Annotated in this window: 7 protein-coding genes; 1 reads left to right on the top strand and 6 read right to left on the bottom strand. The window is 48.0% G+C overall.

Annotated elements, in window-relative coordinates; genetic code table 11:
* Positions 1-3: 3 nt before the first annotated feature.
* The 5 genes from uvrA to H9625_RS01745 all read right to left on the bottom strand — a co-directional run bounded on the left by uvrA (position 4) and on the right by H9625_RS01745 (position 10,898).
* On the bottom strand, positions 4-2,856 hold the full coding sequence (gene uvrA, locus H9625_RS01765; protein ID WP_191762828.1) for an excinuclease ABC subunit UvrA: 2,853 nt from the start codon (positions 2,854-2,856) through the stop codon (positions 4-6).
* Between the two features lie 364 nt (positions 2,857-3,220).
* The gene (mazG, locus tag H9625_RS01760; protein ID WP_177895618.1) at positions 3,221-4,006 is read right to left on the bottom strand and encodes a nucleoside triphosphate pyrophosphohydrolase; all 786 of its coding nucleotides are present in this window, start codon (positions 4,004-4,006) and stop codon (positions 3,221-3,223) included.
* A 304-nt stretch (positions 4,007-4,310) separates the two neighbouring features.
* Positions 4,311-6,113: a RagB/SusD family nutrient uptake outer membrane protein gene (locus tag H9625_RS01755; RefSeq protein ID WP_191762827.1), complete on the bottom strand. Its 1,803-nt coding sequence runs from the start codon at positions 6,111-6,113 to the stop codon at positions 4,311-4,313.
* 33 nt (positions 6,114-6,146) lie between these two features.
* Positions 6,147-9,410, bottom strand: a complete 3,264-nt coding sequence (locus H9625_RS01750) for a SusC/RagA family TonB-linked outer membrane protein (protein WP_191762826.1) — start codon at positions 9,408-9,410, stop codon at positions 6,147-6,149.
* A 54-nt stretch (positions 9,411-9,464) separates the two neighbouring features.
* On the bottom strand, positions 9,465-10,898 hold the full coding sequence (locus tag H9625_RS01745) for a calcineurin-like phosphoesterase C-terminal domain-containing protein (protein WP_191762825.1): 1,434 nt from the start codon (positions 10,896-10,898) through the stop codon (positions 9,465-9,467).
* Between the two features lie 324 nt (positions 10,899-11,222).
* Here H9625_RS01745 and H9625_RS01740 point away from each other — a divergent pair, with 324 nt between their 5' ends.
* Positions 11,223-11,393, top strand: coding sequence for a hypothetical protein (locus H9625_RS01740; RefSeq protein WP_158100135.1), 171 nt, complete (start codon positions 11,223-11,225; stop codon positions 11,391-11,393).
* Between the two features lie 26 nt (positions 11,394-11,419).
* Here the strand turns inward: H9625_RS01740 and H9625_RS01735 are convergent, their stop codons facing one another.
* Positions 11,420-12,787: a dipeptidase gene (locus H9625_RS01735; RefSeq protein ID WP_191762824.1), complete on the bottom strand. Its 1,368-nt coding sequence runs from the start codon at positions 12,785-12,787 to the stop codon at positions 11,420-11,422.
* Positions 12,788-12,852 lie beyond the last annotated feature (65 nt).

Raw genomic sequence — 12,852 nt, 5'->3', positions numbered from 1 at the left:
TTCTTAATTCTTCATTCTTAATTCTTCATTTACCTTCAGTTCTTCCTTCAAAAACTTAGGCGTATAACCTTTCGGACTCAGTGCCACTTCTTCGGGCGTGCCGGTAGAAAGCACCTCGCCTCCTCCCCTTCCGCCTTCGGGTCCCATATCAATGATATAATCCGCCATTTTAATGACGTCCAGGTTATGCTCAATGACAATCACCGTATTGCCCTTGTCCACCAGACGGTTCAGCACGTTCATCAGTACCCGGATGTCTTCGAAGTGCAAGCCTGTGGTCGGCTCGTCCAAAATATACACGGTCTTGCCTGTATCGCGTTTCGAAAGTTCAGTGGCGAGCTTCACACGCTGGCTTTCGCCTCCCGACAAGGTGGTGGAAGGCTGCCCCAGCTTGATATAGCCCAACCCTACTTCCTGCAACACCTTAATCTTATTCAGAATCTGTGGCACGTTTTCAAAAAACTCTACCGCACGGTTGATGGTCATATCCAGCACATCGGCAATCGACTTTCCTTTGAAACGCACCTCCAGAGTCTCGCGGTTGTACCGCTTGCCGTGGCACACCTCACAAGGCACCAGCACATCGGGCAAGAAATTCATCTCAATGGTCTTGTAACCGTTTCCTCCGCATGCCTCGCACCTGCCTCCTGACACATTAAACGAAAAGCGTCCGGGCTTGTATCCGCGCATCTTCGCTTCGGGAAGACTTACAAAGAGATTCCGGATATCGCTGAACACGCCCGTATAGGTAGCCGGATTGGAACGCGGCGTACGCCCCAACGGCGACTGGTCGACATTGACCACCTTATCAATGTATTCCAGCCCTTCGACGGTATCGTAAGGCAATGGGTCTTGCAACGAGCGGTAGAAATGTTGCGAGAGAATGGGCTGCAAGGTATCATTAATCAACGTAGACTTGCCGCTTCCGGAAACCCCGGTCACGCAAATCAGCTTGCCCAACGGAAATTCCACATCGACATGCTTCAGGTTGTTTCCCCTCGCTCCCCGAATCCAAAGCGATTTCCCGTTTCCTTCCCGACGCTTGGCAGGCACTTCGATTCTCATTTGCCCGTTAAGGTATTGCGAGGTCAGCGTACTGGTCTTCAGCATCTCAGCTGGGGTTCCGGCGAAGACCACTTCCCCACCCAGCCGTCCGGCTTTTGGTCCCATATCGACAACATAATCAGCCGCAAGCATCATGTCCTTGTCGTGCTCCACCACAATGACGGTATTTCCCAAGTCGCGCAATTCCTTCAACGAATTTATCAGGCGGATATTGTCGCGCTGGTGAAGCCCGATGCTCGGCTCGTCAAGAATATACAACACGTTTACCAGTTGCGACCCTATCTGCGTGGCAAGGCGGATGCGCTGGCTCTCGCCTCCCGAAAGGCTGACCGAAGAACGGTTGAGCGACAGGTAATCCAACCCCACATCCAGCAGGAACTTCAGGCGGGTACGGATTTCTTTCAAGATTTCCGCTGCAATCAGGCGCTGCTTCTCTTCCAGAAAAGGCTCCACATGCTGCAGCCATGCATACAGCTCGCTGATGTCCATCGTTGCCAATTGATAGATATTCTTATCGTGAATGCGGAAATGCAACGCCTCCTTATTCAGCCGCGCCCCCTTGCATTCGGGACATACATCGGTCTTGGCAAACTGATCCGCCCATTTCTGTGCGGTAGCCGAAGCCTCCCGGTCCTGCATCAGCTGGATATATTTGACAATCCCCTCGTACGTCACAAAATAATCGGACGAAGCATGTATCAGGGAATCTTTTATCTTCAGACGTTCGTCGCATCCGTACAATATCTCGTTAATGGCATCCTCGGGCAACTGGTTGACCGGCGTCTTCAGGTTTGCGTCATACCGTTCGAGCAAGGCATCGATTTGCCAGAATATCATGCCATTCTTATACTTTCCCAGGGGAGCAATCGCCCCTTCGTAGACCGAGAGGGAACGGTTGGGAATCACTTTGTCCACATCTATCAGATTGACGTAACCCAATCCCTTGCAACGCGGGCACGCACCCTGAGGCGAATTGAAAGAGAAATTATGAGGAGCCGGCTCCTTGTACGAAAGTCCCGTGACGGGACACATCAACCGCTTGCTGTAATGGCGTACGTTTTCGGTCTGCGCATCGAGTATCATCAGCAGCCCGTCACCCTGCTGCATCGCCGTAGCCACGCTCTGTTTCAAGCGTTTTTCCTCTTTGTCCGTCACCACGGTCTTATCGATAACCACCTCGATATCATGGTTCTTATAACGGTCCAGCTTCATGCCATGCACGATTTCCTTCACCTCTCCGTCGACCCGCACATACAGGTAGCCTTTCTTCCGCACCTGTTCGAAAAGTTCTTTATAATGCCCCTTCCGAGTACGCACCAACGGTGCCAGGATATAAATCCGTTTTCCTTTATAGTCGCGCCGGATAAGGTCGAGAATCTGTTCTTCGGTATACTTCACCATCTTTTCGCCCGACAAATACGAATAGGCTACTCCGGCACGCGCAAAGAGCAAACGCAAGTAGTCGTAAATCTCGGTAGTGGTACCTACGGTAGAACGAGGATTCTTATTCGTGGTTTTCTGCTCAATGGAGATCACCGGACTCAACCCCGTAATCTTATCCACATCGGGCCGCTCCATTCCTCCCAGGAAATTGCGGGCATATGCCGAAAAGGTTTCGATGTAACGACGTTGTCCCTCGGCAAAGATAGTGTCAAAAGCCAACGATGACTTCCCGCTCCCACTCAGACCTGTAATGACCGTCAGGCTGTCGCGGGGTATATCTACATCTATATTCTTCAAGTTGTGCACACGGGCACCCTCTACACTGAGCGTTTGGTTTTCTTCTTTCATACTTAACAGGTGATATATCCTCGCAAAGATATAAAAACCTTACCGAACTGCCATACTCCGCAAAGAAAAAGTAACAAATGCCGCAAGGCTTTTCATACCTTCCTACATGAGATGGTTGCGGAATTCAGATTACTTTTTGATAATCGTTTTTTATTTTATACTATGAGCGGTATGAATTTGTACAAATGTCCGCATCTTGCCAATTATACTTTGCGCGGTATGAAATTGTGTATTTTCTCACCACAGAACACAGAGTCTTTTAAGAAGCTGTTTTGAATTTCTCCAAAAAGTTTTTCTTGGCTTGATGTATCCGTTTTCGTGTGTGCTTTGGGCGATAAATTCAAAACAGCTTCTTAAACATCACCTAAAGCCCTTGCCTTTTCGCCTCTTCCCAGATAGCGTCCATCTCTTCCAATGACATATCCGTCAGTTTCCGTCCGGCTTTCAGCGTATGTTCTTCCAGATAGTTGAACCGGCGGATAAACTTCTGATTTGTCCGCTCCAAAGCATTATCGGGATTGATTTTATACAGACGTGCGGCATTGATAAGGCTGAACATCACGTCGCCGAACTCGGCTTCCGCCTTCTCCTTCTCCATTGTGGCTACTTCCGATTCGAACTCGCTGATTTCTTCCTTCACCTTATCCCATACCTGCGTACGGTCTTCCCAATCAAATCCCACGTTACGCGCCTTGTCCTGAATGCGGTATGCTTTTATCAGTGAGGGCAATGCCTCGGGCACTCCGCTCAACACAGACTTGTTCCCGTCTTTTTCCTTCAGCTTGATTTGCTCCCAGTTCTCGGAAACCTGCTCTGCCGTGTCCGCCTTCACTTCGCCGAATACGTGTGGATGGCGGAATATCAGCTTGTCGCACAGGCGGTCGCACACGTCCTTGATGTCGAAATCGCCCGTCTCGCTTCCTATCTTGGCATAGAACACCACGTGAAGCAACACGTCGCCCAATTCCTTGCAAATGTTTTTCTTGTCGTCCTTCATCAGGGCGTCGCACAACTCATACACTTCTTCTATTGTGTTGGGACGCAAACTCTCGTTGGTCTGTTTCCGGTCCCACGGGCACTTTACCCGCAACTCGTCGAGCACATCGAGCAACCGCCCGAAAGCTTCTATCTTTTCTTCTCTTGTATGCATATACTTATCATTTTAGCGTCTGCAAAAGTAAGGAAAAGCTTCGGAAAAACCTATTGCGGATTTGAAAAAGCATGAATAATAAGTAGATGTTGAGTATTAGTTTATATAATGTGTCAGCTCAGAAACGCAGATTAACGCAGATTTTCGCGGATTATTATTCTAATTATTTGTTCTTAATCTGCGCTAATCTGCGAAAATCTGTGTTTCTGATAATATCATTTCATTTTGCATACTTACTTAAACAGTGAATAGCGACGATAAAAGACATCGCCGCTATTCACCGTTCACTATTTATTACTATTCATTAGAAAGACAATCCGTCGTTCCAACCCGGGTTCTGAGTCAGATTCGGATTCAGCGACCGTTCGTTGATAGGTATCGGATACAGGTAATCACGCTCTTCATTGAAAGCCGTACGTACAATATCGTGATGATAATCGACATACCCATGATCGCCTTCCGACAGAATAATGTCCGACCCAATCTGATATACCTGCGCATCGGGCACTTCGGGTTCAGTATCGCCTTCATCATACAAAACCACGTCAATCTGACCGTCGCCGCTCAAGTCGTATTCGCCTGCACCGGGGAAATACATGCCCATAATAGACTGGTTGATGCAAGCACCCGCTTTCCAGCGCACCAAGTCATCGAAACGGAAACCTTCCTGAGTCAACTCAATGGCACGCTCGCGACGGATTTCCAAGATAACCCCTTGATTGCTTCCGGTCACATTGGTATAGCCGTAATCGGCAGACGACAGGTAACTATCGGGATTTGCATTAGCCTGAGCCATATCCAAATGCGGCATACCTACGCGGTCACGGATTTCATTCACCGACTTATCCAAGTCTTCTTGCGTCAATGTTCCCAGTTCTGCCTTAGCCTCAGCAAAATTCAGCATGACTTCAGCCAGACGGAATACAGGAAGGTCGCAGGTAGAACGGTCGTTACGGTCTACCTGACCGCCCGAAGCCGACGGGTCTTGCACATATTTTATCGGCTGGTATCCTGTTACACTAACCGACAAATCGGGAGCCAGGATGTCTGTCTGTCCGATACGGTGATACCCCGGAGTACGGATGCTTTGTGCCAGACGCGGGTCGCGGTCTTTCACTTCTTCGGTAAACGGCATGGTTTCCCATCCTTCACGGTCGGTAAAACGTGTTCCGTCTTTCATCAGATACGTATTGACAAACTTACGGGTCAGGCCCGGACGTCCTTGGGTGGGCACCAACGTATGTGCCGTCGCATTGTGGTAAACGCTCATGCCGTAATCGAACTTGATGGCAAGGATGTATTCATCGGGATTGGCATCTTCTTCGGCAAAAAGCATCAGATAGTCTTCTTCCGGATTATCGGTCGAATACAAATGATATTCACCGCTATTAATCAATTCTTCTGCCGCATCCGCTGCCTGTTGCAGATAATACGCATAATCATTCCCCTCCAAAGCCAGGTTATGATATTTCCGGTATGTACCTTCGTACAGACAGAAGCGGGACTTCAACGCCAGTGCCGCCCAGCGGTTTACACGGAAAGGACTGCTAGTCTCTTCTTCCTTGGTGGGCAGGTTCTCGATAGCATAGTCGATGTCGGCAAGCATATTGGTCATCACCAGTTCGCGCGAATCACGTGCCTTGTACAAGTCCGGGTCATCCGAAAACAATTCCTTGTCATACCAAGGCACATCACCGAAACGCTTTACCTTATCATAATAGAAGTAGGCACGGAAGAAACGTGCCAACGCCGTATATTTCACAGCCGCTTCCGCATCTTCACATTTGTCTACATTGCCCAGCAAGGTATTGACACTACGCAACGCCGTCCAGCTCCATCCTCCCCCGCTGGCAGGAACGATGCGGTTTTCTCCGCCCAACATCTCGTCGGAAAGTTCTTGCTGTACATACACATCGCTCTGCTCGTCATACGGTGATTTATTCAGGATACTGTTATAAAAACCGTTGCTGAAAAGCTGCAGGTCGGTCTCGGTCTTGAAATAATTCCCCTCCTCTATTTCGCTCAAAGGGCTTTTATCTATCCAGTCGTCACACGAGGAAAGTCCGGCAAACAATGCAAGCGCTATAAAGATATTTCTATTTTTCATAATCGTTTTTTCTCTTCTGTTTAAAAATTCATGTTAGAAAGTGACATCGATACCGAACAGGAATGACTTCTGCCACGGATAGAATGCATTGTTGTAAGCTCCGCTCCGGTCGATGGCTCCTTCAGGGTCGACATATTTCGAGTGTTTCTTGATAGGCGACCAATAGCAGAGGTTTTCACCCGTAAAATATACGCGTACTGACTCTATGCCGGCTTTCTGCGTCCACTGTTGCGGCAAGGTATACCCTACGGTCAGATTCTTGAAACGCATGTAACGTATATTCTGCAAATAACGGTCGTTTACATTGCTCAGCACACCGCTTGATGCCGAATAAGCCATTGCACGCGGGAAATAAGCATCTGTATTATCTGTGGACCATACGTCTTTCAAGAAATCTTTCTGCAAGAAAGACAGGTACGGATAAGAGTAAGCTCCCCAGAAAGGCATGGATTCTCCGTCAGGATACCAGTAATGATTGCCCGTTCCCTGGAAGAATGCCGATACATCAATGCCGTTCCAACGCACGCTTGCCGTAATACCGTAAGAAAGCGAAGGCAACGAATTACCGAGTATCTTACGGTCGCCCGGAGCGTTCACATTATTGCTTCCGATATTTACCTTATTGTCACCATTCAAATCGACAAACTTCACGTCGCCTGCCTGCCAGCCTCCGGTTTGCCCTTTCAATACATAAGTCAAGTCTACTTGGTCGGCGTATGCCTGTGCTTCTTCATCGGTTTGGAAAAGCCCGTCGGTCACGAATCCCCAGATTTCTCCGATTTCCTTACCCTCATAATAATCTTTGGCAAAAGTCTTGTCCTTATTATCATACTTCGTAACAATGCTCTTGTAGTCGCTCAGGTTAACCCCGATGCTGTACTCAAACGGTTTGCCTCCCAGCGTCAACTGGTCATGCCAGTTCAAGGTGATTTCGTATCCTTTCGTACGCAAGTCGGCAGCATTCATCTCCGGCATACTCGCTCCATATACAGAAGGCAGTTCCACACCGTCGGTCAACATATCGCGGGTATCACGTATATAACCGTCTACCGTCAAGTTCAAGCGGTTGCCCAGCATCGTCAAGTCGAAACCGAAGTCCCATTGCTGGGCGGTTTCCCATGTCATGTCCGAAGCAATCGGAGCACCCAACGTAGAATATTTGGGCAATACGCTTCCTTCACCAAACGTATAATTCAGATTGGCGATAGATACCAGACGCGCGAAGGTGTAATAAGAAGACACATTCTGATTGCCCAGGCTACCGAAAGAAGCCCTGATTTTCAAGTTGTCAACCAAACGGCGTGCAGGCAGGAAGAAAGGCTCTTCCGAAATGCGCCATCCTACAGAAGCCGAAGGAAAGAATCCCCAGCGGTTGCCTTTCGCAAAACGGGAAGTACCGTCGTAACGCCCGCTCACTTCGAACAGGTAACGGCTCTTGTAATCGTAGTTGATACGGCCGAAGATACCTAACAAAGCATACTCGTTCTGTCCGCCGCCTACACCGGTAATGGTAGCACCCTCGGCATTCTGACCTACCAAGTCCAAATCGTCCAGGTCGGCAGATACCAGGTTTTCACCGTATGCCGAAATGTTTTTGCTCTTCCATGCTTCGTAGTTCATACCGGCTACTACGGTCAAATGATGCGCATCGTTGAACGTATCGGTATAATTACCGAAGATGTTCGTCGAATAATAATTGCTCGTATTCACCGATTCATCCAAACGGTTGGCACCGGCACCGGTAGCATACGAAAGCAGTTCGCCATCGGGATACTCACGGTAATACATCGGATTGGAACGGCTCGTATTGCGTGTCTGATACAAACGGTATGTGAAATCGCCCGTAAAGCTCAGTTCCTTTATCGGAGAATAAACCAAACGGGTTGTATTCGAAAAGTCTGTACCACGCTCTACATTGCGGTGTGAATCTTCGCCCAACAGAATATGACGGCCATTTGCCACCTTATAATTCAGATAAGGTGTACTATACAACCACGAACCATCGGGATTCTTCTGCGGAAAACAAGCCAAAGCGTGGCGGGCACTGTATGCCAAGGTATTTTCTACACTTCCATCGCCCAAGTAGCTGTATTGCGAACTGTAGAACGACGTATTGTTCGACATCGTAAACCACTTATTAATCCGGAAGTCAATCTTCGAACGCAAGTTGTATTTCCGGTACACATCCGGATTTTCGCGCAAGATACCGGTCTGCTTGTCGAATGAGCCAGACAAATAATACTTGATATCGTCTTTTCCGCCGCTGACAGAAAGATTGTGCTGCTGCATCGGACGATTATCGCGGTACAATTCGTGCCACCAGTCGTGGTTTCCATAATATACCCACTGGCGGCGTCCGTTACGTACGTCTTCTACCACCCACGGGCGGTCGGGGTTCTCGGTCTTGTCGTTCACACGGTTCAGCAACTCCTGCATGTCCTGGTCTGTATAATCGACATACAATGTACCCGAATTGGCTTGCCAGAACTTGTTGATAGTATATACCGACCAATAACCGGTCGTTTCGTAGTCGGTAGAAGTGGTAGGTGCCTGCCAGCCGAAACGGCCGCTATAATGCACCGTAGCTTTCCCGTCTTTAGCAGCTCCGGACTTGGTAGTCACCAAAATCACACCAAAGGCTGCACGTGCACCGTAAATAGCGGCAGCCGATGCGTCTTTAATTACGGAGATTGATTCTACATCGTTGGGATTGATGCGGTCTATCTCGCCTACCGCACCGTCTATCAACACCAGCGGTTCGGCATCGTTGATAGAAGTCACACCACGCACATTGATAGTAGCCGAGCTTCCCGGTACGCCCGAAGAAGTGGTTACGTTCAAACCAGCCACCGTACCTTGCAGCATATTGCTGAGCGAAGTCGTCACGCGGTGTTCCAGTTCATCTCCGTTCACCGTAGATACAGCTCCCGTAAGATTTACTTTCTTCTGCTTGCCATATCCCACAACCACGGTCTCATTCAACAAAACCGCATCCTCACTCAGATGCACCGTAACACTTTTCTGATTGGGTGCCACCGTCACTTTTTGTGCGGCAAAACCTACATACGATACATTCAAAGTGACCTTTCCTTGTGGCACCTGAATCGAAAATGTACCATCCACATCGGTTATCGCTCCGATAGTAGAACTTTCAACCGCAACCGTCACCCCAATAAGAGGTTCATCGTTTGCATCCAACACTTTTCCCGATATGGTCCGGTTCTGTGCAGAAAGCGTCACATTGCTTCCCGCCAAGACCAATATCAGGAACAAAACTACAGATTGTAATGTTCTCATTATTTATTGGTTAAGAATGTGTATTTACACGAAAAATAACAGCCTTCAAGGATGTCACAGGCTGATAGTCTGTGTATAGACTTCGCCGAAACGGTTGGTAAACTCTATTTTGATTTGTTTGGCACCGTCGGAAGGCATGGCACGGAACAAGTGAGCCGTAGGTTCAGCCTGGCTACGGTCTTTCAGTTGTGAAGCACGCTCTTCATCCGAACCGACAAACTGTTCCATATCCCCCATCGGCTTGCCATCCTGATACCATACCACACGGCAAGCACTGTCCCAGTCCCAGACATTGGCTACCACAAAACTGCTTTGAGCCGTAAACTCTCCTTTATTATATATACGGAACTGATAAGCGAAATCGCGGCGCGTTGCTTTGTAATGCCATTTCACATTATCGCCATCTACATCTACTACCATATAGCCATTGGGTGCACCACACTGGTTTACCCAACCAGCCCACCAGCCGCCACAAGCTGCGCCGATGTTGTGCTCGTAAAGCGTAGGAGTCACTTCGTTGTTCTGGAAGAAATGCGTATGCCCGGAGAATACATGCACCTTATAATCTTTCAATACTTCCTTCAAAGCATCCGCATTACGGACATTTCCGCCCGGCGACACCTTATTCCATACCGGCGCATGCATATTCAGAATAACCAGACTTCCTTTCGGCACATAACTTAAATCCTTCTTCAGCCATTCCAACTGCTGCCCTGTAAGGCTTTCTACATAATTCTTCCCGCCCACATAGTTGATGTCTTTCATCGTTACAATGTGCGCCTTACCGATATTAAACGAATAATCGGTAGGTCCGAAATAGCTTCCGTATATCCTTTCACCGTATACCGGAGTGCCCATCGCCATATTGTGAAGGTCTTGGTATTGCTTATCGAAATCGTGGTTTCCGATGCATTGGAAGAAAACAGCACCGGTATTTTTTACCGACTCTTGATATTCATCGAACAATGGCATGTTGTCCCACACCAAATCACCCAAGGTCATGGCAACCACTTCACGCGTCTGCTTTAAAGAATCGATAACTTCTTTCAAATCGGGTACCGTTTCCTGACACCAGCGCTTCAGTTGTTTTTCATTTTTCACCTGAGGATCCGATATGGCTATATAATGGAAACGTCCGTCTGCTTGCTTCCGCTTCTCCAATACGAAATCATACTTTCCGCCTGCTTGAGCCAAGTCACGTACCGCAATATAATGTCCTGTAGCCAACCCGTCCTGCTGTGGCAAAACATACGCAGCCGGAGTAGATATTGCTACAAATTTACTGATTGTCGTATCCGAATTCAATGCCCATGCTCCCAGCTTGTCTGTCTTGGTAAAATGCACACCGTCATTTACCACCACACCAGGTATTCCCTTACCGCTTTGGTCTGTCACCTTCCCATTGAAACGCAACATTGCTTCCTGAGCACCTGAAGCCAGGCACATACCACAAAAGAAAGCACTAATAATTAAAGATTTACCATCCATCTTTACTTTTGATTTTATAAATTTAATCTAGTTTTGTTTACGAAAGCAAAAGTAAACCTGTGGTATTTCAAATCAGTTACACCTTAATGACATTACTATGTGAGAACAAAGACAAAACCAATACAAACAAAAAATGCATACCTGAACCCATGACAAGGATTCAAGTATGCATTTTGATGAACATAAGTGAGTGAGCCGTTTCACATAAGTAAGTCGGGCGTTTCACATAAGTAAATCAGGTCGATCACTTATGTTCGTTCGAGGGAGCTTTTTAACCATCAAGCCCAAAAAACTTTTTAGAAGCTGTTTTGAATTTATCGTGCGATGATTTGGGATGAGTTTTTGAGGCATTTTCGCTTCTGTGATGAGGAAGATAGCGGGCTATCTGACGAAGAACAGGAGCGAAAAGGACCAAAAAATCGCCCAAAGCACACACGAAAACAGATACATCAAGCCAAGAAAAACTTTTTGGAGAAATTCAAAACAGCTTCTTAGAGAAATTCAAAACTGTTTCTTGGTAGTCAGATGTTCTGGAGATGCAGTTCCAAGTGAAATCCTACTACAGCTTCAATACCCCGGCGGAAGATGTCAAGCCGGAAGTTTTCGTTGGGCGAATGGATGGCATCGCTTTCCAGCCCGAATCCCATCAAGATGGTTTTGATACCCAATATCCGTTCGAAATCACTGATAATGGGAATACTCCCTCCACGTCGTACCGCCAGTGGCTTTTTACCGAATGCCTGGGTAAATCCTTTTTCGGCAGCCTGATAAGCTGGATGCGAGATAGGGCATACATAACCCTCGCCACCATGCATCGGAGTGACTTTGACCTGTACGTAGTCGGGGGCGATGGCATGGATGTAGTCGGTAAATAGACGTGAGATGGTTTCATGGTTCTGGTGAGGGACAAGCCGGCACGACACTTTAGCGTATGCTTTTGATGGAAGAACTGTTTTCGAACCTTCGCCGGTATAACCTCCCCAAATGCCACAGATGTCGAACGAAGGTCGGCAACTGTTCCGCTCAAGGGTGGAATAACCTTTCTCACCTTTCAGTGCACGTACACCGATGGCTGCCTTGTAGGCTTCCTCATCAAAAGGAATGCTGGCTATCATTTGACGCTCGGCTTCCGGAACAGGCTCTACATCATCATAGAAATGCGGGATGGCAATGTGTCCGTCATCATCGGTTATCTGTGAAAGAAGATTGCATAGCACATTGATGGGGTTTGCCACCGCTCCGCCGAAATGTCCCGAATGCAGGTCGCGGTTAGGACCAGTCACTTCGATTTCCCAATAAGCAAGTCCCCGAAGACCGGTTGTGAGCGAAGGAGTGTCTGCGCCCAACATACTGGTATCCGATACCAGGATGACATCTGCACGGAGCAATTCGCGGTGTTCGTTGAGGAAAGCATTCAGGCTGGGCGAGCCAATTTCTTCTTCGCCTTCGAAGATAAATTTCACATTGTGACGAAGTAACCCTTCGCGTACGAGGTACTCGAAAGCCTTTACTTGAATCATTGCCTGTCCTTTGTCGTCATCGGCACCACGTGCCCAAATACGCCCTTCGCGTATCTCTGGTTCAAACGGTTGGCTTTGCCATAGCTCGAGCGGTTCGGCAGGCATTACGTCATAATGTGCATAAACAAGCACTGTAGGAGCCTGAGGGTCAATGCATTTTTCGGCATATACCAACGGGTTGCCTTCCGAAGGCATAATCATTGCCTTATCGGCTCCTGCTTCAAGGAGGAGCTGGCGCCAGCGTTCGGCACAGGCAAGCATGTCTTTTTTGTGTTCCGGCAGGGCACTGATGCTGGGGATGCGTATCAGGCTGAACAGTTCATCGAGGAACCGTTTTTCGTTTTCTTGAATGTATTGTTTGATTTCCATGGTTGTGCGTATTTTCATCACAGATGGCACAGCTGAAAATAACATCAAGCCTATTTGATTTTGGT

The sequence above is a fragment of the Phocaeicola intestinalis genome (assembly GCF_014837065.1).
GTDB classification, from domain to species: domain Bacteria; phylum Bacteroidota; class Bacteroidia; order Bacteroidales; family Bacteroidaceae; genus Phocaeicola; species Phocaeicola intestinalis.
The sequence above is the reverse complement of the archived record's forward strand: the minus strand, read 5'-3'. Positions and strand labels throughout refer to the sequence as shown.